This window comes from Flavobacterium circumlabens (genome assembly GCF_004345565.1).
Taxonomy (GTDB): domain Bacteria; phylum Bacteroidota; class Bacteroidia; order Flavobacteriales; family Flavobacteriaceae; genus Flavobacterium; species Flavobacterium circumlabens.
The window spans coordinates 14,328-39,030 of record NZ_SLWA01000014.1 but is presented as its reverse complement, the minus strand read 5'-3'; the positions used below and the strand labels follow the sequence as shown (position 1 = coordinate 39,030).

12 protein-coding genes are annotated in these 24,703 nt (G+C 34.9%); 3 read left to right on the top strand and 9 right to left on the bottom strand.

Features of this window, described 5'->3' with window-relative positions; translation table 11 throughout:
* Nucleotide 1 precedes the first annotated feature (1 nt).
* The 3 genes from EV142_RS23035 to EV142_RS23025 form a co-directional block, all read right to left on the bottom strand.
* Complete coding sequence (locus EV142_RS23035; protein WP_132038241.1) at nucleotides 2-3,034, bottom strand: SusC/RagA family TonB-linked outer membrane protein; 3,033 nt, start codon at nucleotides 3,032-3,034, stop codon at nucleotides 2-4.
* Nucleotides 3,035-3,080: 46 nt separating this feature from the next.
* A complete protein-coding gene (locus EV142_RS23030; RefSeq protein ID WP_132038240.1) occupies nucleotides 3,081-4,478 on the bottom strand; it encodes a hypothetical protein in 1,398 nt (465 codons plus the stop codon).
* Between the two features lie 722 nt (nucleotides 4,479-5,200).
* Nucleotides 5,201-9,250, bottom strand: coding sequence for a two-component regulator propeller domain-containing protein (locus EV142_RS23025; protein WP_132038239.1), 4,050 nt, complete (start codon nucleotides 9,248-9,250; stop codon nucleotides 5,201-5,203).
* A 436-nt stretch (nucleotides 9,251-9,686) separates the two neighbouring features.
* Between EV142_RS23025 and EV142_RS23020 the strand changes: the two genes are divergently transcribed.
* Nucleotides 9,687-10,109 (top strand): response regulator, encoded by a 423-nt coding sequence (locus EV142_RS23020; RefSeq protein WP_132038238.1) that lies wholly within the window; start codon nucleotides 9,687-9,689, stop codon nucleotides 10,107-10,109.
* Between the two features lie 69 nt (nucleotides 10,110-10,178).
* Here the strand turns inward: EV142_RS23020 and EV142_RS23015 are convergent, their stop codons facing one another.
* Complete coding sequence (locus EV142_RS23015) at nucleotides 10,179-11,900, bottom strand: FAD/NAD(P)-binding protein (RefSeq protein ID WP_132038237.1); 1,722 nt, start codon at nucleotides 11,898-11,900, stop codon at nucleotides 10,179-10,181.
* Between the two features lie 340 nt (nucleotides 11,901-12,240).
* On the opposite strand from EV142_RS23015, the gene EV142_RS23010 reads away from it, so the two are divergent.
* Nucleotides 12,241-13,533 carry a DASH family cryptochrome gene (locus EV142_RS23010; protein ID WP_132038236.1) on the top strand — a complete coding sequence of 431 codons (1,293 nt, stop codon included), beginning with the start codon at nucleotides 12,241-12,243 and terminating at the stop codon, nucleotides 13,531-13,533.
* Between the two features lie 283 nt (nucleotides 13,534-13,816).
* Here the strand turns inward: EV142_RS23010 and EV142_RS24750 are convergent, their stop codons facing one another.
* From EV142_RS24750 to EV142_RS22985, 5 genes are all read right to left on the bottom strand, one after another.
* Nucleotides 13,817-15,679, bottom strand: a complete 1,863-nt coding sequence (locus tag EV142_RS24750; protein WP_238698790.1) for an OmpA family protein — start codon at nucleotides 15,677-15,679, stop codon at nucleotides 13,817-13,819.
* Between the two features lie 241 nt (nucleotides 15,680-15,920).
* Nucleotides 15,921-17,684 carry an Ig-like domain-containing protein gene (locus tag EV142_RS23000; RefSeq protein ID WP_132038235.1) on the bottom strand — a complete coding sequence of 588 codons (1,764 nt, stop codon included), beginning with the start codon at nucleotides 17,682-17,684 and terminating at the stop codon, nucleotides 15,921-15,923.
* 914 nt (nucleotides 17,685-18,598) lie between these two features.
* The gene (locus EV142_RS22995; protein ID WP_132038234.1) at nucleotides 18,599-19,579 is read right to left on the bottom strand and encodes a BtrH N-terminal domain-containing protein; all 981 of its coding nucleotides are present in this window, start codon (nucleotides 19,577-19,579) and stop codon (nucleotides 18,599-18,601) included.
* 176 nt (nucleotides 19,580-19,755) lie between these two features.
* Nucleotides 19,756-20,250, bottom strand: coding sequence for a YfbM family protein (locus EV142_RS22990; protein WP_202978518.1), 495 nt, complete (start codon nucleotides 20,248-20,250; stop codon nucleotides 19,756-19,758).
* Between the two features lie 308 nt (nucleotides 20,251-20,558).
* Entirely contained in the window at nucleotides 20,559-21,392 is an 834-nt protein-coding gene (locus EV142_RS22985; RefSeq protein ID WP_132038233.1) for a M57 family metalloprotease, read from the bottom strand.
* Between the two features lie 557 nt (nucleotides 21,393-21,949).
* Here EV142_RS22985 and EV142_RS22980 point away from each other — a divergent pair.
* Nucleotides 21,950-24,664 carry a S8 family serine peptidase gene (locus EV142_RS22980; RefSeq protein WP_132038232.1) on the top strand — a complete coding sequence of 905 codons (2,715 nt, stop codon included), beginning with the start codon at nucleotides 21,950-21,952 and terminating at the stop codon, nucleotides 24,662-24,664.
* Nucleotides 24,665-24,703: the final 39 nt, after the last annotated feature.

The following is a 24,703-nucleotide window of genomic DNA, read 5'->3' as shown; positions in this document are numbered from 1 at the left end:
ATTAAAATGCTACATTAAGTCCCATCAGAATTGTTGGCTGAACCGGATAATTCCAGGCTCCAAAACCTGATCCTTTAACCCTGTCGTCTTTGTCCGGATCTCCGCCTGCAACTTCAGGATCAACACCTGTATATTTTGTCCATGTCCATAAATTTTGACCTGATAATGAAATTCTCAATTTATCCAGACCAAATTTATTGTAGAAAGAAAATCCAAGCTGTAAATTCTTCATACGTACATAAGAACCGTCTTCCACATAGAAAGAAGAGAACTTAGTGTAGTTTTCATTGTTGTCATCTTTAGATAAACGAGGAACATAATTAGAAGTTCCTTCTCCGTGCCAGGCCATTTGCTCTAATCCGCTTACTTTATTGGTTAAACTTGCACCGTTATATAAATCCTTAATGTTTTCATTTACGATATCATTTCCAATACTTGAGTAGAAATTAGCTACCAAATCAAATTGTTTATAACCGAAATTTAAATTCAATCCAACATTATAATCAGCCCAGGGAGAACCAATTTTTGTTCTGTCTTTATCGTCTAATTTTCCATCACCGTTAACATCTTTAAAACGAATATCTCCTAATTGTGCATAAGGCTGCAATTTAGTTCCGTGTTCGTCAGTATGTGCATTTATTTGTGTTTGATTTTGGAATAATCCATCAGCCACATATCCATAAAAATATCCCGGTTCTTCACCTTTGACCGTCAAAGTTCGGTTTCCGGCTCCGTAAAGTCTTTCTCCATCAGCTGATAAAGACAACATATCAACATTTACAGTTGTAAAAGTGACATCAACTCCATAAGTGAAATCTCCTTTTTTATCTTTATAGGAAATTAACAAATCGATCCCTTTAGATTGCATTGAACCTACGTTTGTCCAAATGGTTGAATATCCGGGAAAACCGCTATAGGTTGGAAATTGTTTCTTAAACAACATATCTTCCGTTTTCTTTTGATAGTATTCTAACGAACCCGAAAGTTTGTTTTTCCACAATCCAAAATCAATTCCAAAACTGATATCTTCAACTGTTTCCCATTTGATATCTTTGTTAGCCATAGTATCCGGAAACGATGTATCTACAACATTACCACCAATAGGATAAAAACCCTGCTTGATATTTGATTGATAAACTGCAGCCGGTAAATTTTGATTCCCTACTTTTCCCCAACCGGCTCTGAATCTTAAATCGCTAAGAACGCTTTTTGCAGGTTCCATAAATCCTTCATTTAAAATTCTCCATGAAACAGAAGCCGATGGGAAATTAGCCCATTTATTGTTGTCCATGAATTTAGAAGAGCCGTCACGTCTAAAAGTACCGGTGAAATAATATTTCGCATCGTAATTATAGGAAAAACGAGAAATATAAGACATCAAAGAACTGGACCAGCTGTTACCATCACTTCTACGGTTTTTGGTTGCTGCTTTTAATTCTCTCATAGAATCTGAATTGTTAGGAATACCTTCTCCGTAACCCCAAACATCATTGCTATTGTATTCTTCCATGGTATTACCAATCATCAAGGAAGCATTGTGTTTCCCCGCAAATGTTTTTGTATAGGTTACTGTATTTTGCCAGGTCCAGTCGGCATTTGTCGTGTTTTTTCGTTCAACACTATTAATTTCTGCTTTTTCGTGTGCTGCATCAATTACAAAATCCGGTCTAAAAATACTCTGTGTTTTATCTCCAACCTCAATTGACCCCTGTGTACGAATAACCAAACCTTTAATAGGCTGGTATTGCAAATAACCGTTTGTATTTAAATTATACTGATTGGTATAATCATCGTATCTTTTTACGGCTGCAATCGGATTCCATACATAGGAAGGAGAACGTGCGTAAATACTATACTCATTCTCTAACCCTGTTAATTGATCAGCCGGTTTGTAAATTGGCGTAATTGGATCAATTTTATCAAAATCTGCCCAGTTATTTGGCCCTCCCCATTTTTCATAACGAGGATTTAAAGTAATCCCAGCTGAAAATTTATCTGAAAATTTAAAATCATTAGCAATTCTCATGGTTACTCTCTCCCATCCTCCTACTTCGTAAATAGACTCCGAATCATAATAATTCAGACTTACCGCATAAGTATGTGTTTCTGACCCTCCGGAAACACCCAAAGAAGCATTTGTTACGGGAGAACCACCTTTAATCCCGGCTTTCCACCAATCTGTAGTTTTTCCTCTGTATTGAGACGGATTAGACAAATAATCAGCATAACCCGAATTATTATATGCTTTGTTCATAATCGAAGCATAACTCTCCGCATTTGCCATATTATAGGGATTACTCATAAGTTGCATTCCGGAACTCATATCAAAATTGAATCTGGTTTTTCCTGCTTTACCTTTTTTAGTTGTAATCAGAATAACGCCATTAGAAGCACGGGAACCATAAATGGCACTTGCCGATGCATCTTTTAAAACCTCCATCGATTCAATCTCGTTATTACTCAGGAAATTGATACTTGTTCCCATTGGAATACCATCAACCACATAAAGTGGATCTGTGCTCAGGTTTACGGTCGAAATACCTCGAATTAAAACCCTGGGTTGTGCTCCGGGACCACCTTGCCCCGTAATCTGAACACCTGCAACTTTACCTTGTAATGATTCTGCTACATTACCCACTGTCATGGTTTGAAGCTCTTTTCCTTTTATTGAAGAAATTGAACTTGTTACATCGCTCTTTTTAACAGAGGCATAACCTACCACCACAATTTCATCTAAAGCCTGGCTGGATTCTTCCAGAACAATATCTAAAACCGTTTTATCTCCCACCGGTACAACTTTATTGGTAAAACCAACAAATGAGAATTCGATTTGAGCATTTTTATTAGGAACTGAGATAGAGAAATTCCCATCAAAATCTGTTGCAGCAGATGTTCCTGTTCCCTTCACAATCAGGTTAACCCCGGGAATTGGTATAGCACCTTTATCCTTAACAGAACCTTTTACTGTTATTTGCCCAAATGTTGCCATACTGCACAACATGGCAATAAATAACCCTATAAATCTATATTTCATAGTAAGATTTTTTTTAATTAAATGTTATATCTAAACGTATAACAACTTATTTTTTTGTGATAAACACTCTTTCTAACTCTGTATCAAGTACAACTTTGTAGATCCCCGGAGCTGCAGGATATTTTGCATTTCCATTTTCTCCCGGCGACATTGTAGCAATACCATTTTTGATTAATCTCCAGGACGGACTCCACCACTGACCTGTAAAAGTCGCTTCCATAGTTCCTGTCAACGTATATTCTCCAACTAATTGATAAGGGTTATTCGGGTTATTTGCCAAATGCAATCCTGTTTGAACCCAGGCAGTCCATGTGTCCCAGTCAGCACCTTTAATTCCTGCACCACAGACACTCACGAAAGGTCTTCTTTGCGCTTCTACATCGTGCCATAAACCGTTGGCAACATCTGCCCAGACTTTGCTCGAAGGTGTATATTTAGTAACCGTATACACTAATGTATTTGGATTTACTTTTATGCTGTAATACCCTTTTGCAGGTAAGACAATTGGAGCTGAAGCAACATCATCTGTTAAGCTTCCTGATTCATTCAGACCAAAACAATGCGGGGCAAAATCAGATTCCTGTCCTAAGAAATAAACTTCTTTATTGTCTTTATCAGCATAATATTTAAATTCGAAGTCTTGTCCGTTTTTCTCATGGAAGTACATTGGAACACCAACAGCATCAGTTGTAAGATTAGTACCTTTTGGCTGGTCACATAAATAAATCGCCGGATACTCATTTGTAGCCACAATATTTACATTTAAAGTTCCTGTGTTAGGAATTGCAAATTTATCTTTCGCAGTAATTGTTAAAACATAATTAGCAGCAGTTACCGGCAATGTATAGGTTTTATTAAAAGTATACGATTGGGGGCTATTTGATAATTGAATCATCTCATCGATACCTAATTCAGCACATTTTACCTGAACATAATCGATACCTGAATCATCATTAACAACAAAATTTACCGGCATTTCTTTACTCGTAGACAATAGGATAACGGCACCTTCTTTAGGCGAAACCATGCTAATTGCCGGGGCGGCGAATTCTCCGTCTAAACGCAGATTAATATCTTCATCAATTGAATTTCCTGAAACGTCTGTTATTGTCAATTTGATTTTAAAAACTTCCGAAGTTCCTCTATTTGCAGGGATTTCGAAAAAATAACTCAAATCGTACGATTTAAGTAACGGATCTGTAGCAAACGTGATTACTTTATCAAGAGATAATTCAGGAATTTGAATTTGTATACTCTTTAATCCTAAATCATCTGCCAAAGTGGCTTTAATTTCAAATTTTCTGGTTGGTGCTCCATAAATTTCTTTTGTAGCAACAACAACCGTCGGTTTTTCTGAACTGGGAAATCCAGCTTCGTTATTTTGACATCCTGTAAAAAGGACAGCAAAAAGGGCAAGAAAAAATAAAAATATATTTTTTTTCATTTCTTTAATTTTAAGGTTGGTTAGTTAGTTTTTTATTCTAAAAGTGAAAGCTTGTCATTAATTCTGCAGGTTCCTTCTTAAGGGCAATGTCGACAGCTATTCTTTTTTGGGCAAAGAATCATGGCTGGTAAAAATTAATTTTTCGGTTTTTCTCATAATTATTCAGGTTTGGTTAATTGTTAGTCCTTTTTATATTTTCCTTTTTATACTTTTCTCTCTTATTCTTTTTTGTTTCGATATCGAATCTGTTTTTGGTTTTAAACCCGCAGCCTTTTAATCTGCGGGCATGGTAAATAATACATAAAACCAACTTTTACATCTTATCTTAAAGAAGGCTCAATTCTTTAAGCAGACAAAAACTTACCAAAAAATAAAAACTTATAATTTTCCACAGTAATGTAACTTAACCATTACTATAAGTGCAAAGAAATGTTTAATTCAAATTTTCAATGAGGGGTAAAATGGAAAAAAAAGGAGGTCAAAATTGTAATTAACCATTATTTTAGACTAAAAATTAATGAGTACGAAAAAATAACAGCATATTTTTAAACAATACGCAATTATGAATTTAGCCGGCATTTTTTAGCTATAACGATTGAAAGTTTTTTTTAAGAATACTTAATAAAGATAAATATTGCTGCTTTGTCATTTTGAGGAACGGGAAATGACACGTTTGAACTTAAATAAAATGTTTTAAATAATTCGCCAAAGTGCCCGAAAACTTATTTGATAACATTCAAATCGGAGTTAAAAGAACTCTTATATTTTTTAATATATTCTGATGGATTCATTCCAAAAAGCTTAACAAATTGCTGTCTGAAATATTTTGGATCTTCAAAACCAACCTCAGCACTTGCCTGAGTAATATTCATATCTTCCGTTAGCATCAGCATTGCGGCTCTTCGAATCCTAACTGAGCGAATAAAAGAATTTAACGTTTGTCCCGAAATGATTTTAATTTTAGTGTATAACGTTCTATGGCTCATCCCCATTTCGAGGGCAAAGTTTTTAATTGTAAAATCTCTTTTATGAATATTCGCTTCTACGATATCAATACATTTTATTAAGATTTCCTGATATTCAAGCGGAACTTTCTGGGTGTTTTCCTTTAGGGTAATACTGTCCAGGAAGTATTTACGCAAATTACTTCTATTCTTTAATAAAGACTCTACCCGCGCCACGAGTATATCATCATCAAATGGTTTTGTGATATAATCGTCGGCCCCTTCACTAATTCCCTGCAGATGGGTTTCCGGATTTTTTGATGCTGTTAATAAGATTACCGGAATATGCGATAAAGCATTATCTTCTTTAATTTTTCGGCATAATTCCAATCCATCCATTTCCTCCATTGTAATATCGCTTATTACCAAATCGGGCATATGTTTCCTGGTGAGTTTTAAACCTTCTTCTCCGTTTTCAGCACTGTATACAATGTGATTTTCTGAAAACAATTTAACGAGATAGGCTTTTATTTCTACATTATCATCAATAATTAAAACCGTTCTTTTATCTGTAAGCATCATTTTCTGAAAATCACTTTCTGAGATTGACGGAGCTATATTATGCTCTTCTATTTCATCCGGAATCAGCTCATCAAACAATTGACTTCGCTGGGGTACAACATTTGTAATTTCAACATCTTCAAAATGTGCGTTTCCTTTTAGAAAGGTTAGTTTAAATGTACTTCCCTTTCCAATTTCGCTAGTACAACTTACAGTTCCTTTGTGCTTATCTACAAAATATTTCACAATATAAAGTCCAATTCCGAAACCAGTTCCAACAGATACCTTTGAATTGATTTGTTTGAATTTTTCGAATATAACATCAATGTCTTTTTTCTCGATTCCGTCGCCGTTATCAGAAATTTCGAGTTCAACTTCATGCTCATTTTCAGCAAGTTTAAGATTGATTTCTCCTCCAATTGGCGTATACTTAAAAGCATTCGACATTAAATTGAATAAGGAAATTTCAATTTTCTCATAATCGCCTGTCATTTCAATATCATAATCCGGAATATTAAAATTGTAAGAAACATTTTTCTCTTTTGCCTGATTTACAAAACATTGATATACTTCATTACAAAGGCTATTTACATTGATAGTCGACAATCTGAGCGAATCAGCATCATTTTCGGCTTTACGAAAAAGCAACAACTGATCAACCAAACTCAAAAGTCTTCTGGCATTTCGGTGTGCAATCGCTAAATCACTTCCGGAAGAACCATCCTGAACACTTTCTTTTTGAACTGCTTTTTTTAGCGGATTTATAATAAGCGAAAGCGGCGTACGAAATTCGTGCGAGATATAAGTAAACATTGACGACTGTTTCTCTGCAACTTCTTTTTCTTTCTTACTTTCTAATTCTGCAATTTTTACTTTATATTTCAGTTCTTCTTTGTTTTTATTGTACGCTATGTAAGCAAAAACAACTCCGATACCTGCTGCTACATATAATGCATAAGCCCACCAGGTTCTGTACCAGGGCGGCAGGACAAAGACCGTAATCAGACTTTCTTCTTTATTCCAGCCACCTTTAAAATTGGTTGTTTTTACCTTAAAAGTGTATTTTCCTTCCGGCAATCTCGAATAATTTGCTTTTCGGGACTGACCCACAAAATTCCATTGCTCGTCCCAGCCTTCTAAATAGTAAGCATAATTTATTTTGTCGGCATTATTATAATCTAATGCGACAAATTCGAGCGATAAAGTAGTTTGATCGTAAGGCAGACTTACTTCTTTGATTTTCCCCGAATCCCATTCTGAAACTAAATCAGTTTTACTTTCTTCAATTGGTTGATTGTTGACATAAAAATCACTCAGCAATAAATTATTTTCCTGATTAAAACCTTTAATTGCTTCAGGAAAAAAGATGTTAAATCCATTTATTCCTCCGAATAGGAATTCTCCTGTCGATAATTTTAAACCTGCATTAAAACTGAACTGATTGCTTTGAAGTCCGTCATTTACGGAGAAATTCCTAAATGTTTTTCTTTTCTTATCAAATCTGCAAACACCGTTATAAGTACTCATCCATAAATTTCCTTCTTTGTCTTCAAGCAATCTTAAAATAGTATTCGAAGGTAAACCATCGTCGGTGGTAAGTCTTTTAAACGTGTTTGTTTTTCGATCAAATAATAACAATCCTCCTTCTTGTGTGCCCAGCCAGAGATTTTTATCCTTATCTTCATGAATACATCTTACAGGATTTCCGATTGTAATTTTATTGATTTTTTTAGTTCTTTTTTCAATAGAAAATAAGGATGTATAATTTCCTCCCCAAAGTTTTCCGTCGCTTGTTTCAGTAATACATTGCAAATTATTGATTGATGAATCAAAAAGAGTAAAGTTGTTTTTGAGTCTGTCAAAAAGGTAAAAAGAACCTTCGTTGGTAGAACTTGCCCAGATATTTGCTTTAGAATCTTTGTAAACAAACCAAATATTTTTTTCTGTTTGTTTCGTAAACGGATTGTAACAGGAATATTGAGTTACTGTATTATCTTTAGCATTAATCCTGTTTACGCCGCCCGCCCATGTAGACAACCAAATATCATTATTATTGTCTCTTATAATACTGGTAATAAAACTGCTCGAAAGTTTATTGGCATAATTTATATATGAATTGTTTTTTCGATTCCAGTATTTTAACCCTGCACCATCTGTTCCTACCCATAAATTATTTTTTTCGTCTTCGCAAAATGACAAAATAAAGTTTTCTGCAGGATCATTTCCTTTTGCATTATATCGAATACTTTTAAAATATTTAGGCGCATTGCTCAGCATACTTATGCCACCGCGCAAAGTTCCAATCCATTTATTTCCGGTTTTGTCTTCGAATAAACTCCAAACCGAATTACTTTTAACCAATTGATTGTCTTTTACAGCATTATAAGGAATTGCTTTTTTATTTGTTCCAACGACTTTATAAATACCACAGCCATCTGTAGTAATCCACATTTCTTTTTTCTTATCAATAAGAATATCGGTAACGCTGCATTTATTCGAAAAATAATTATCTGAAAGCAAATGTGATTTTGTATCAAAGAGATAAAGTCCTTCATCAGTCCCTAACCAAAGATTGCCATCTTCCGCAAGTTTCATTTTTTTTACTTCCATCGAAAGCGGGAATACTACTTCTAACCTTTTTGACTTGTAAGTGTAGGTACAAATCCCAACGTTACGGACATAAGCCCAACACCCTGTTTTTTTTTGATTTTCCTGAATTGCGGTTGCATCATAATTATTGACACTTCTATTGTTCCGTACTGTTTTCAGGGGAATATGAGTTCCGACAAATGATCCGTTTTCAAAAGCAATTAATCCCAGACTTTGAGAAGCAACCAGAACCAGCTTATTCGATACGGCACATATTTGATGTATGATATCTTTTAATAGCTGCGGTTTTTTATTGGCAAAAGTATATTCTACAGAATGAAATGCGGCTGCGGTTTTGTCATAAATACAAACTCCGTTTGCTCCTCCTAACCAAATATTTTTTTGAGAGTCGCCTTCAATATTGTAAATGGTATTGAACTGTAATGACTTTTTATCATTAATCCTGTTTCGGAATACTTTAAAATTATAACCGTCGTAGCGGTTTAATCCATCATAAGTTCCAAACCACATAAAGCCTTCATTATCCTGGTATATTGTGGTAACAGAATTGTTCGATAAACCATCGGATATATCAAGAAATTTAACTGGATAATCTTGTGAATATCCAGAAGCAGAAAAACATAGAAGTAAGATAAGATAGAGGCGAAAATACTTCAAAATAACTTTTTTTATATTCTTGTAGAAAGTACAATTATAAGGTAATTTTATAAAATTTCAGAAAAATAAGCGTACAAAAGACACATTTTCATTGTTCTTCATAAATACCTGTACTAATGTATTTTTTTTTAACAAAAATAACTTTCCAAAACTATCAGAAAAAAATGGCTCTGTCAGCTGTTTTTATTGAGACAATCGTTTATCCCGGTTTATTAATTGGCCATTAATTCTTTATAACAGTAGCAACACTTTACAATTCCTAAATAGTACAGACTGGCCTATTTTAATATATAGCTGTTATTTACTGAAATAGGAGTACTTTTAATTAAAAAGAGGCATCTATCAAATATCTCTTGTCAAATTTGTAAAATATATCTCTCAAAGTCAGGAGTATACTAAAAAAAACTTTACATTTAAACACTTAAAAACCAATCAAATGATAAAGAACGGTACGATCCTTATAGTGGAAGATGATGAAGATGACAAAGAGATTTTAGAGGATGTGATTATCTCTCTTGGCAATACAAACAAAATCGTATGGAAACTTAACGGAGCAGAAGCACTTTCCTTCCTGTGCAGCAGTGATGAAAAAATGTTGATTATTTTTTGTGATATTAATATGCCGATTATGAATGGACTGGAATTAAAACGTCTTATAGATGCTGACCCGGTTTTAAGAAAAAAAAGTATCCCTTTTATTTTTTATTCTACAGCAGCATCACAGCAAGCCATTGAAGAAGCTTATACTACCCTTAGTATTCAAGGCTTTTTCAAAAAAGAAAATGACTATCAGAAAACAAAATCAATAGTGAATGTAGTAATTGAATACTGGAAAAACTGCGTTCATCCAAATGTATAGAAATTAGTTCCTTTTTTTTGAACCTTATCATGAATTTTACAAGTTCAGATTTCCTAATGAATAATAATTTTATTTTTCTAAAATAGCATTCACTATGCGCAGTGAGGCGGCTTCACAAAAATCCAAACCCGAATAATCAGGATTGAATCCGCCTATATAAGGTACTGCCATAATGTATATGTTTTTATTGAAAGCACCGTATTGGTCAATAATCTGAAAATTGTCATTAATCGCTATTCCGGAAACATTTAGAAAATAATCGTCATTTTCATTTTTCTCCACTGAATACTTTCCTTGCATAGAGGCAACGCTCCCCTCTTTAGGTGATTTAAATTTTAAACGAGCAGGACTTACAGCTTTTTGTGACAGCAGACTCCTGAAGGGAAAATCGTTGTATGCTAAATGTGGTTGTCCGACACAATCAACAAATGTTTGATAATAAACAGACTGATTTTCATCATTTTCATCTCTGAAATGATACAGAATTCCTCCTTCGCTTTGCGGTTCAACTTTACTGTCAGCTCCAACAGGAACGAGATCCAGCACACCAGCCTGATGAAGAGCCAGCAATTCTTCACATGATTTTTGGGGAACAAAGGCAATTACAATTGAAATTAAAGGCATTAGCACTTTTTGGAGCCGCTGCATATCTTCGGCCGAGAAATATTTAGCCGGATGGTTCATCGCAAAACTCAAAACAGCTAGCATTTCTTTCCAGTAAATTGACTCTTTTCTTTTAATAGATTTCTCGGCTTGCACATATTCAGCCTTTAAAAGCTGAAAGGGATCCAGACGTTCCCGCAAGTCCATCATATGTTCTACAAAATCTTCAATAGAAAATCCTTTAATACGCTCATAAAATTCAGGTTCTTTTTCCCGGAAAATCTCTTTAAAATCCTTTTCAAAAATAAAATCAAGCGACAGGAATCCATCGTTATTTTTTCTGTGTTCTTCTATTTCTTCCTGAGTCAATAACGAATCATTAGACAGATGCGAATCTTCTAAATGAAAACGGACCGCAGGCAGCATACCGCTTCTGGAGTGCATCATAATTTTAAAATCAGCACTATCCGGAAATAATTCAAAATTAAGATTTCCGTCTGCTCCTGCTTCAAATATTCCATTATTCCTTGCAAGTGTTCTTATTGCATCTATAGCTGTTAACGAAGAACCCTTTACGGCAATGGGATGATTCAATTTTTGCACCAGTTTTTGAGGCGGATATGGCGCATCATAATAACCCGGTATTTTACCTTCATAACGAATTGGCCAGTTATGACCAGTGCAGATGACAGCATAATCAAATTCTCTATTATTTTGATCTAAAGTTTCAATCCTTACTGTTTCATTTTCTAAATCGTAGCCCATATCTGTAACTGTACTATTAAAATGGACAGTTGTCTTAATTCCGGCCTTTGATCCTGCTTTGCGCAGTATTTCAAATTGCGCTGCCAGATAATGACCAAAAAGCAATCTTGGAACTACCTTATATTCGTTAAACTGATCCGGTTTAATATTAAATCTTTGTAGTAATTCGGCAGGTGCGGTATGTATCCATTCTGCCATAGAGGTAACAATTTGCGGCACTTCATTGTCTGATACATTGGTAATATGTTCATCATTTGCTCCTTCACTGCTGTAAGGCATTCCCGAACCAAGCTCTGACTTCCTCTCGAAAATCTCAACCTCAAAATCATTTGCTCCTGATTCAACCAGTCTCTTATAAATAAAAAGTCCGCTTGGGCCTCCTCCTAAAATTGCAATGCGTTTTTTAGTATTTTTGATATCCATTAGAATTTAATTTATTGAATATTATTTATCTTTTAATTTCAATTAGTAAAGAATTCTGTAACTGTAAGGCTATTGTAAAAAAGATTTATCTGATTAAGCAATAAGTGATCTTCTTAATGTTTTTTATTCTTTAATAAACACAAATATCAGATGCTTTTTTTAGTTGTGGTTTATATCTTTTGCAGAGGAAATTATATAATTAAACCCAACCAATCTCTTATTTTTACTAAAAGCTAAAAAATATTGACTGATTAATTTCATTAGTTAAAAAAAATCACAAACCACCAATCACAATACACTATATACTTGTGAGTTAGAAATATAGTGCATAGCTTTGCTTATGAAAACAGCGATAGTTTGGTTTAAAACAGATTTACGAATAACGGATAATGAAGCATTATTAAAAGCAACTTTACAAAATGAAAGTGTTATTCCGATTTATTGTTTCGACGATTCACATTTTGCAACAACAGGATATGGTTTTAAAAAAACAGGTGATTTCAGGGGCCAGTTCCTTATAGAATCCTTAATTGATCTGGATACCAATTTAAGAGCACTGGGATCAGGTCTGCTCGTCTTAAAAGGAAGGCCTGAAATCGAAATTCCAAAAATTGTAAAGCAATACAAAGCAGGTAAAGTTTATGCCAAACGGGAAGTTGCCTATGAAGAAAAGTATACTGAAAATCTGGTAAAGTCTGAGCTTTGGAAACTTCAATGTGAAATTTTAACCTTCAGCACCAGTACTTTATACCATGCCGAAGATTTGCCTTTTTCAATAAAAAATATACCCGATGTATTTACTGATTTCAGAAAAAAAGTGGAGAAAGATTCAGCAATAAGATTAGCACTGGAAAAACCTGCAAATATAAAGTCGCCTGACATTCCCGAACTTGATCTGCCAAATCTACAGCAACTTGGATTACAGAAAATAAGCATGGATCCAAGAGCCGCTATTCAGTACATTGGAGGAGAATCGCAGGCCATAAAGAGACTGAATCATTATTTTTTTGAATCCCGTTCAATTTCAGCGTATAAGGAGACGCGAAACGGAATGACAGGTCCTGATTATTCTTCCAAGTTTTCTCCGTGGCTTGCCTTGGGATGTATTTCACCAAGGTTTGTTTACCAGGAACTTAAAAAATATGAATCCCTTTATACTGCCAATGAATCGACCTATTGGCTGGTATTTGAATTGTTGTGGCGCGATTATTTTAGATTTATGATGAAGAAATATCACAACAGTTTTTTTCAGAAAAACGGAATTAAAAATACAGATTTCACATCAAAACCAGTCGACTTTGAGCAACTCCAAAACTGGATTGACGGAAAAACAGGAGTAGATTTTATTGATGCTAACATGATCGAACTCAAATTGACTGGTTTTATGAGCAATCGCGGCTGCCAGAATGCAGCAAGTTATTTATGCAACGATCTGGCACTGGACTGGCGCTATGGTGCGGCTTACTTCGAGCAGCAGCTTATAGATTATGATGTGTGCAGCAACTGGGGTAATTGGGCTTATTTAGCCGGTGTAGGGAATGATCCCAGAGGCAATCGTTATTTTAATACAGAAAAACAGGCAGCAGATTATGATAAAAATAAAACGTTTAGAAATTTATGGTTAAAAGATTAGTGCGCCAATTTTTATCACTACCAGGTTTGTAATAATCATCAGATAAAGATGAATTGATCTGTACTAAATTTGTAGCAGACCCAATGAGTCTATTTGGCTGGTACTTATTAGCCTAATTTTTCATTTACTAAAAACAGCAAATACCGGATTGACGCCCGATCTAGATTAGGTCCAAAAAAAACCCGCTTTATACCTATGTATAAAACGGGCCGTCCATAAAAACATAATCTTCCATTTATGCTTCCATATAATCTTAGTGTATTTTTAATTTCAAATCAGAATTTTATTTTGCGGCAGGAATAATGTCAATTATTACCGTACGGTTGTAAAAACGTTCTTCCGGAAGTTTATTCTCAAAAGCAGACATGCTTTCGTCTTCTCCAAAACCGTGTACTTCGAATTTTACATCTTTTCTTCCTGAATTTGACAATGTCTTTTCTATAATACCCTTCACTTCATTGGCTCTTTCTAAAGATAAATTCAAATTATAAGATTCCTCACCAATAATATCAGTGTGGCCATGAATAATAACAACCGAGTTTTTAGGTATTTTAGGTGTCACAACGTCTGTCAAATATTTCTGATACATGGCGATTGCTTTTGATTTATTAAATTCAAAAATAATACTGTATCTAAGACCTTCTTCTGTTTTAGAAGGTGTCCATAACACCATATGTGAAGTGGTTACTTTTTCTTCAATACCGCCGTTTTTGGTTTTTCCAATCATTTTTACTTTATAATCCCCCTCAGAACGGGTTCCCATAATGCTTTTCCCCGGAATACTTACTTTTTCTTTAGTGTAAGGTCCAAAAACTTTTACTTTTCCATCCGGATCTGTTATTTCTAAAGACCATGACGAATATGCTTGTCCTGCGCCAGTCGCATCAACAGTAATATAGCTGTCAATAGGCGCTTCCTGCAATGTAACAAGTTCTAATGGTTTTAATGGCGCATCCGGACCCACTTGATATTCCATGAGTAATTCAGGTGAATTACTTTCAATAGAAACCCTGTGATCTCCTTCGCGAAGCAGCACCAATTCTTTTGTAGCGCCGGGCTGTTCAGATGGAATAGCAGGTTTTAGCTGCCCTTTAGTCATTATTCTTGTGGCGTTTATTTCAAATACATTAACCAAATAGGTTTTGATAGATTCAGCCATCGCTACACCATCATCAGATCCTTTTTCAGAAGAACCAACAAGTGTAACATTGGCAGCTGGATTTTTCACCATTCTGCTTCCAAGAATATTAATTACATTATAATAAACCGTCATTTGGCGTGCAGAACGTCCTGATGCATTTGTACTGGCTGTAATTCCGATCTGATCTTCATTGAAATCTTTTACATCCTCTTTTTTCAATAATTTATAACGACTTGGTATCTTATTGGAATTAAGATCATAAAAAACATAATTTCTTAAAGGAAATACCTCACGTACGTTGCGTTCTCCGGGAATATTTTCAGGTGCATTTACAGAAAACTGCACTTTAGACGCTGTTGTTGTTACTGCAGGAGTTTCCATTGCACTCCCTTGTCCGAATTTAAGTACCATACCTACTCTAAGCGTAGTGACACTCCAGGTTTCTGTTGAGCGCGGATGCTGTCCAAAATAAGGTTGGAAATTTACAAAAGGAGACAAAACAAATTGCGTTTTATGATATTGTGAAGATAACGGAATATCAAAACCTGCTCCAATCTGCATCGAAATAAGGACCTCTTTCATCGCATCAAAATCACCTCTTACAACAGGCATTGTCTCTTGTTCCGGATAAGCCGGATTTGCTCCTAAGGAATACTTAAATGATTTATCCAGATTGAAAGCCAGACGCGGCCCTCCATACAAATAAAAATTAGATTTAAATGGCGCAAAACGAATACTTGGCTCTACCGTAATATAACTTAATTTTACAGATAAGTCTGCGGGGCAGTTACATGCCGTCATTTTTTGATCAAAAGAACCTTTTCTACTGTCATAACCCGCCTGAAACATGAACCCCAATCTTGTATCAGGTTTATGAAATTCAACAAGCGGTGCCAAATAAAGTCCTGCACCTTCTCCATTATGAAAAGTAACGGGAGGAGTCAGATTAGAATTAAGCTGATGTGTCGAACCACGGTAAAAATTATAATTGGTAGCACCTGCCAAACCAAAGAACCAGGTAGGTTTTGTGTAAAAGACTTACTGTGCCCGAAGCGTTGTTTGTGCACTTAAGCATAACAAAGCAAAAATTAAAAATCTGTTTAGCAGCGTTTTATATAAAATTTTACTTATGCCCATATCTGTTTTAAAACTAATGTTAGTTTTCATTTACGTGTATTTAGTTATTGTTTTTTATTGAGAAAAAAATCCCGTCCGAAGACGGGATATACTATTTAGTAAATGCTATTTATGGGACATTAACGGTTGTATTGACCATTGTTACAGATGCGACTAAAGATATCGCTCTTCCGTTCAGCACTGTCTGACTTGCATTTCCTGCAGTAGAGAAAGTAACGCCCGATTTAGCAATTATAGTTCCAACCATAGTTCCGCCTCCGGCACTGTTGATCGTTGCAGCACTTCCCACATACCAAAAAACGTTTTTAGGTAGTCCGCCATTTATCATTATGACACTTTTGGCCCCTGTAGGTCCTGCAATTCCAACTGTTAGTCCTGAAGCAGTTTGAAAAATCCAGGTCGCATTTGGGTCACCCTGCGCATCAAGCGTCAGGTTACCATTGCTTATTTTGAAAGTACCACTTGCTGATTTGTAAACACCAGGAGCTAATGTCAACCCACCTAATTCCCCTGCATTCGGATCTGAACCACCTGGTTTTGCTGCTGGCGAAATACTTAAATAGGCTGCATTTGCATCCAACAATCCTTTTTGTGCAATTGCTAATGAAGTGGCTGTTCCCGGAGCTGGCGGTGCAGTAAATATATCACCGGTAACATTTCCTTTATTTAGAGGAGTCTCGGTATAAACAATAAGACCATCATGAAATCCTGTAACCAGGGTTGAGGCTGCAGTTGTACCTAAACTTCCATTGTTAATTACTGTATTTAAACCTTGGTTGGTAATTCCGGCGTTTCCACCGAATGCTCCGAACATAGCGGCAGTACCCAGATTTACGATTATTGGCGCAGGAGCTACCAGCATAGTGGTAAAATTCCAAACATAATCATTAGCTAATGGAGTTCCCGACGCGCTTTTTGCACCATTTGTAATTGTGGCTGTATAAACTTTTCCCAATACCAGCGAAGTTGTTGGCTTAAACGATGCCGTACTGCCAGAGTAAGAAACCGTACCCGGAACTGTTGTTGTACCTTGTTTCAGTGTAAACGTGGTTCCAGTAATTGTAGCAGCGTCCATTATAGCACTAAAATCAGCAGTTACTGTTTGATTTAAGGCAACATCAATAGCATTATTCATAGGATCTGTCGAAGTCACTGTAGGTATGCTATCTGTCGTAAAACTCCAGGTATAATCTGTTGTCATTGCGGTATCCAGCGTATTTTTTGCACCAGTAGTTATCGTTACAGTATACAATTTATTAGTTAATAAAGGACTAGCAGGAACAAAAGATACTGTTGAACCAGTATAAGAAATGGTTCCCGTTACAGTAGTAACTCCCTGCATTACTTTAAAAGTAGTACTATTTAATGTAGCCGGATTCATAGCCATATTAAATGTTGCCGAAATGGTTTGATTTAGCGGTACTGCAATAGCATTATTGATCGGATCTACAGCCGTAACTACAGGCCTTAAAATTGCGCCCGTCGAAAATACCCATACATATTCAAGCTGCAAAAAATTACCATTTACGTCTTTTGCTTTTGTTGTAATTTTTGCCGTATATGTTGTATTCTCTGCCAGCAAAGTTTGCGGAGTGAAAGAGGCTGTTTTTCCTGAATATGTAATTGTTCCTGCAATAGGAGACGTTCCGGTCACAATAAACGAAGTCGAAGTAATGGAACTCGGATCCATTTCTTCGTTGAATGTTGCGGTAATGACCTGTCCCAATGGAACATTTAGTGCATTACTCAAAGGGGTTGTCGACTCAATAACAGGACATACTCCAACCACTTCTTCGAAATCATCATTTTCGCATCCAGTAACTAGTGCGATACATATTACTGCAAAGGTTAAGAGTAAATTTTTAATTTTCATTTTATTTTGTTTTGTTTAATGTTTAAATTATTTGACGGGGTAAAGGTGATGTTGAATGGTACTTAAATATTACACAATTCTCTTTAACATTTACATTATTAACATTACTTGTTTTTTTAAGGAATACCTCACAAATATTCCACTCACATTGAGTGTAGTGACCGTTCTTATCTATTAATTGGAATACTTGCAGGTAATTATTAAAACATCACAAATTGCTTACTGATCGAAACAATAAGTTTATCCTAATAAAAAATGCTTTTGGGAGTAAATTTTGTTTTGCATTTATATTACGCATCACAACCTAAACAGATTCGTAATAGGTTGCGAATTAAGACCATTACGTTTAATTTCTAAAACCAGAAGTAGCAACCGGGTAACCTTAACGATAACTGGGAATTAAAGTTTTTTGGAAAAAGGATAAAAATTAAGAAGTTAACTGTTTTCAAAATACCCAAAGAGGATGAAGATACTGCCTAATTATTGGGATGCAAAAAGAAAAACTTTCACAAAGTGTATTTTGACAGGTTTTGCGGGATTTTACAATTTCAATTTTAACCGCAAGGCGCGCAGGGAAAAAGCGCAAGGTTCGCAAAGTTTATTATTCTTATGTTTTTTTCGTCACTTTCGTTTTATGGACTATCGGCGTTTATTATTGCGTGAAATTTAATTTTCGTTATCACACAACAGGAAATAAAAAATCGATAAAACAAAAAATTAGTGACAGATCATCTCTTATTCACATTTACTCTTGAATCATATTATTACGAAATCATACACTGTTTCCGTGATCCTGTATCGCTATTTTTACTTTTTACTGATGCAAAGCTGTTGTTGACTTGATTTAGATTGCGGGTAAGAAGTCAGGAGATATTCATAGCTTTCAATAAGAACTCTTAGGAGAGCCGGTTTGGCTATATTGTTGCCAATATTTCCATTGTTTCCTTTTCTTTTACTGATATTGTTTTTAATATTTCTGATGCCTGTTGAATATATTTAAAATCTTTTGTTTCGCTTACTTTTTCAAATAGTTGAGAAACCGAAGTCCAAAGCGCTGCGATTTCTACAAATGCTTCATGTCCCGTTTTTAGTTTGTCAAGTTGTAGTAAGTCGTAACTTTCTTTTAAAAAATCCCGGTACAAATTTCTGAATAATGCTCCGCCTGTTCCTGCTTTTTCCATAAGCATTGCACTTGTTCTGAACTCATTTTCTATGTCTTTACTTGCTTTAAACCACTTAATTATTTCAGCACTTGTTTTAAAAATTCCTTTGTAACCGATATTTGTAATTGGTGGATTTATATGTTCCGTTGCGTTATTTCTAATGGCTGTTATTATTGCCGTTTTTAAATCAAAATTTTTATCTGTTTTACACAATGTGTAATACAAATTTTTAGATGACATTGGCCCTTTTTCCGCTCTTGCTAATGCTAAACTTTTCAAGGTTGTTTTCACTTGTCCGCCTTGTTGCTTTGTATCTACTAAAAATGCATTTTCGTTGTCATAACCATAAAGTGCCGTATAATGACCTGCAAAATGAAATGGTTTCGAAAAATATTGCAAATGAAAACAGTCCAATTTTAAGCCAACGGCTATTCCATTGTCAATTAATTCTTTTACGTTTTCCCAAGCTTTTTGAGGTGATGCCATTTCCTTTACAGTCAGTTTAAGATTTAGATTTCTTGCAATATTTTCAGTTAACAAGTCTGGTTTTACCCGTCCGCCAATGAAAGGAAAATTCATTGATTTCATATTCCAAAAAATAAATCCAAGTCCTTCACCTAAACCAAAAAGCATGGGCTCTGAAAGTTCAATTCCAATTTGCTGCAACAAAGTTCCTGTTGCTGTCGTTTCGCAATGTTGTCCGTCAAAAGGTTTTAAATTTTCTAGTTTCATTTTCTATTGTGATGTTTTTTAGCAGACGGTTAACGTTTCGGGGCTTTGCGTTCGGGCGGGAAATCGAAGCACAAAAGCTGATATTATGACTAAAGTTCAATTAAAAAAACTGCTGTTGAATTTTGCACTTCAGCCAGCCTGACGCAAAACCTTATTAGTAGTAATTTTTCTGTTGGTTAGTTTAGAAATGTAATTATTGCTTCTCCGTTTTTTGCTGCGTCTGCAAAAACATTTTGTAAAGTCGAAAATCCGTCTGCAACATAATCAAATGCATCATCTCCTTCGTCCCAAATTGTTGGATAAACTTCCAATTCATTCATTTTTTCAGGATTGAATTTTTGTTTTAGGTCAGCAATTGTAATTGTTGAAATTTCATTATTTAATTCAGCAACTTGTTCTGATGTCAAATAATGAGCTGGTCCATAACCTAAATCTTGTTCTTCGTCAATAAGTTGTCCACTGAATAAAACTCTTACAAGATTATGTTCCGCCGTTACTAAACTTTGTCCAGTAAGTAAAAAGATAATTCCGTCCCACGATTTGTCAATATCTACTAAATTTTCGTTTTCCGTTTCGTCATCATAGATTTTGTCTTCCAATAATGAACTATCTTTTAAATAATCTTCAAGTTCAGAATTTGTTACTCGAAGCAAATTTCCTATCATACTCATAAGTCAAATATTTTTTTATTTATTTTTTTTTCAATTCCTTTCTGTTAGTGCTTTTTTTTGTAAGGTTGCTGCCAACTTGTATATATGTATAAAGAAATCATACCTTATTTAAATCAAATATATTGATAATTCTTTATAACTTATCGAGATGATTTTTATTAAGCAAAAAACGCAAAGTTCGCAAAGTTTACTATTTAGGCTTTGCGGTTAAACCAGACACCAGGACAGGATTATCCAATAAAAGAGAGGCTGCTTCATAAATATGAAACAGCCTCTTATATTTTGTAAAGAGAACTTTAATTCAACTTCTAGTATAAATAATTCAGTGCGGTAACGTCATTACCATTGAAAGCCCCAGTCTCACTTGAACTGAAACATGCTCTCATATAAGATGTTGAATCATATCCTGAAGGTGTTCCCGGGATCTGAATTGCTCCTACACCAGCTGTTCCTTCGTTTGAATTCTGTCCACAGCTTTGACGGCTGAACCAGTCTGTATGACGTAAACCAATACAGTGGCCTATTTCGTGTGCTGCTACGTGTGCATTTACACCTGTTGAATAAGTATCTAATCCGGAATATAAGGTAACTGAATTATAAGGTGCCCCTCCTGAAGGGAAGCCTGCTACTCCACCGGCAGATCCGCTTTGTCTTCTTACCACAATGTTTGCACCTGAAGTACTTGAACTAAACGTTAGAGTAAAGTTAATAGACAAGCCTAAATTATTGTATCTGTTTATTGCCGATTGTAATCCGGCACGCATATTGGTAGACAGAGCCGATGTACCAGTCCCTGATAATCCAACAACTTTAATCGTTCTTGGGGCAGACACCAAATTAGTAGTGCGGTATTGTTCTGTAGTGATACCTCCGTGAAGATCCATTTTATTTAATTGATCTTGCGTGATGATAATGTCGCCCTCAACCAGGAAAGCATCTTCAATGGTACCATCTAATTTAGTGTGTTTAATCACCTGAACATCTGAGTTATTTAGTGACAATGAACTAATTTTGTTTAACACATCTTGTGTTACTTTAAGAGATTCCTGATTGGATTGGGCTGTAGCTTCCTCTTCTTTGTTACAGGAAAATAGTGTTAGCGCTATAAAAGACAAGGCTAAAATTGATTTAATTTTTTTCATAATAGGTTTTTGTGGGTTGTTAAATAAGTTGCTAAAAGGGGTTTCTTTACAAAATATTGTAATATTTGTTATCAAATTTATATAATTTTTAATCTTAAAATACTTATAAAATTATAATATAACAAAATTAACATTTTTTGTTATATTATTTTATATCGTTTTTTTAATAATACTTATCTGATTATTACGATAAGCCCAGTAAAATCAATAAGTGAATACAAATCAACTTATTAGGCAGTTTTAAAATTTTATTTTTTTAGAGAATGTTAAAAAATGATTTTACCACTTTGAATCATATTCAAATATAAAAAGGATATGAAAGAAGAATAATACTCCTACAGATTTTGAAAAGGCGGACTGAAATAAAAAGACATAAAATTTTTACAAATAATTTAATAACTTTGATTTACTTACAGCGGATAATTATTTAAAATAGAAATCATTACCCATAAATATCCTCTTGGCTTTATCTAAATCAAGAAGTGATAAAAAGCTGCAATAGTCCTTTTTTGCCCGATTGATAAGCATGTTTATAATTGTCCTAACCTCTACCGTAAATGAAGACATCCATTACTTTTCTCCTTTTTATGATCACCACAATCGGTCTCTCCCAAAGTTCTGAAAAATGGAAGCAGTACCTAAAAAAAGAAAACGACAGAAAATTTGAGAAATACTATTTTACGTCTTTAGAAAATGCACATCACCACAAATACGAGGTTGTAAAAAAACTGGACAGTACTTTTTGTATTATTCTAAATGAAAACTTACCATCTCATAAGCCTTTAGAAAAAGTGCTCGCGGTTAATAATTTATGGAAATTACCCTCCAATTTTTCATATCATAAGGAAGACAAGTCCTATATAATAGCCACTGATACGCTGCAGGCATTACTTACTGACCTGAAATCAATGAACATTTCTGATATCAAAATACTGAATAGCCATCTGATAAGTATAAAAAGTGATTCTAAAAAAATTACAGATGCCATTATAGCTTTGAACAGTGTGTCTTCTATTTCGCAGGAATCGCTGCAGCCAATAGGTGAATCTAAAATAACCGATCAAAATTTCACTATCAATTCTATCAATAAAGCTTATAGCCATTTCCCTCTTTTAACAGGCGAAAATCAAATTGTAGCGATCAAAGATGATTTTTTTGATGTAAATGATATTGATTTATTAAATAAGCACATTCCTTCCACAACAGAATCCGTTGTTGTATCCAGCCACGCAACAGCTATGGCAACTATCGTTTCCGGATTAGGAAATAGTTCTGCATTAGGAAAAGGAGTCGCTCCAAAAGCTAAGGTACAATCATCTGACTTTTTGAATATCTATCCTGATGAAGTGGCAACTTTACAAGGTGCTGTCACTCAAAATCATTCCTACGGTACCGTGATTGAGAATTTTTATGGTTCACTCGCTAATGCTTATGACACTCAATTATTCTTAAATACGGAATTGACGCATTGTTTTTCCTCGGGTAATAGTGGCCTTCAGGGTTATCAATCTATTACGGGTAATTTCAAACAATCCAAAAATAGTATTGTAGTGGGTTGTATTGACCAAAACGAAATAATTATGCCTTTTTCTTCAAAAGGCCCGGCCTATGACGGGCGTATAAAACCAGAATTAGTAGCCTTTAGCACACAAGGAACTTCAAATTCTACAGCAGTAGCTACAGGAATTATTACGCTTATGAAACAACATTATCAAACGATATACAATACCTCTTTGACGAATGCCCTGACAAAGGCAATTTTAATTAACAGTGCCAAAGATCTAGGAAACCCGGGACCGGATTTCACCTATGGTTATGGTAACATTGATGCTGATAAAAGTTTGAAAACGATCAGCGAAAACAGCATTATAGTTGGCAATTTGACCTCTGGTGAGACCAATTCACATACTATCACACTTCCCGTAAATGCGAAAAACTTAAAAATCACAGTAGTATGGAACGATTTGCCCGCTGCCATCAACAGTAATATAAGTTTGGTCAACGATTTGGATCTGGAAGTTATTTCGGCTGACAATACCTCTTTTTTACCCTGGATTCTTAATCCTGATGCTCCCCAGCAGCCAGCTGTAAGAGGAAAAGATAAAATAAATACTACAGAGCAGGTGACTATTGAAAACCCCGCATCCGGATCTTATACTATCAATGTTACCGGTTTCTACGTCTCGAATACGTCTCAGGAATACAGCATCGCTTACGAATATGAATTGGAAAATCGATTTGAATGGAATTATCCTGTGAATAGTGATAATTTCCCCTATGATGGTAAGACGATTTCCCCTTTCAAATGGAATTCTTCCTTTTCCGGTATCCCCGGAGAATTGTCTATTAGTTACAATAATGGGCAGACCTGGGAAATTATCGCAGATGGTATAAATCTGGAAACTGAACAATTTACGTATACGCCTGCAGCACAAAAATTTTCAAAAGCACAATTAAAAATGACCATTGGCGGTACCGATTATATCTCTGATAGTTTTACGATTTCTTATGATCTAAATATCAGTACCAGTCTGGTTTGTGATGGCACAACAGAAATTAATTGGGACAAACCTGCCGATGTTGCTTCATTCAATATTTATCAACTGACAGGGGATCAATTGGAATTTAAAGAACAGACCTCAAGCACTACTTATGCCTATACCGATGGAAAAATTCACACTGTTATACCTGTATTTGACAATAGCGAAGGAATCAAAAGCGAATCCACATTACAGTATGCCCAAAACTCCAATTGTTATTTTGAGTTGACTTTGGCTGAAGTTTATGAGGAAAACAAAGTAAAGATTGATGCGAGTCTTTTCAGCTTGTACAACATCAAAAAAATTGAGTTGGTAAAAATAAGTAATACTACCGAAGCTGTTATTGGCACTATAACGGATATCCATTCAAAAACATTTTCTTTTATAGATGCTGCGCCCACAAAAGGCAGCAATAAATATAAAATAAACATCATTTTAGAAAACAATACTGTAATAAGTTCTCTGCTTCTGGATACAAATTATTTAGGCAATGATTTATTTTTTGTCCACCCGACACTATTAGGCAAAAATGAAGAATTAAATATTGAAGCCAAAAAAGAGGAAAACGCTATTTTTTATTTGTACTCCATTAGCGGACAAAATACGATTACTTCCCCTCTACTTTCTAAAACGAGTAACATCAAGCTGAAAAACACTGCCTCAGGAATTTATATTTATAAAATAATTACAAGCTCTGGAGAAATTCAAACAGGGAAAATCGCAGTTTTTTAACCTAATGTTAAAAGATATTTTTTTAGGACGATTGTAGCA

Coding starts and splice junctions, on each gene's coding strand:
- EV142_RS22995 (WP_132038234.1), bottom strand. CDS start 19,579: ATGAAACTAGAAAATTTAAAACCTTTTGACGGACAACATTGCGAAACG.
- EV142_RS23035 (WP_132038241.1), bottom strand. CDS start 3,034: ATGAAATATAGATTTATAGGGTTATTTATTGCCATGTTGTGCAGTATG.
- EV142_RS23000 (WP_132038235.1), bottom strand. CDS start 17,684: ATGAAAATTAAAAATTTACTCTTAACCTTTGCAGTAATATGTATCGCA.
- EV142_RS23020 (WP_132038238.1), top strand. CDS start 9,687: ATGATAAAGAACGGTACGATCCTTATAGTGGAAGATGATGAAGATGAC.
- EV142_RS23030 (WP_132038240.1), bottom strand. CDS start 4,478: ATGAAAAAAAATATATTTTTATTTTTTCTTGCCCTTTTTGCTGTCCTT.
- EV142_RS23010 (WP_132038236.1), top strand. CDS start 12,241: ATGAAAACAGCGATAGTTTGGTTTAAAACAGATTTACGAATAACGGAT.
- EV142_RS22990 (WP_202978518.1), bottom strand. CDS start 20,250: ATGAGTATGATAGGAAATTTGCTTCGAGTAACAAATTCTGAACTTGAA.
- EV142_RS22985 (WP_132038233.1), bottom strand. CDS start 21,392: ATGAAAAAAATTAAATCAATTTTAGCCTTGTCTTTTATAGCGCTAACA.
- EV142_RS23015 (WP_132038237.1), bottom strand. CDS start 11,900: ATGGATATCAAAAATACTAAAAAACGCATTGCAATTTTAGGAGGAGGC.
- EV142_RS22980 (WP_132038232.1), top strand. CDS start 21,950: ATGAAGACATCCATTACTTTTCTCCTTTTTATGATCACCACAATCGGT.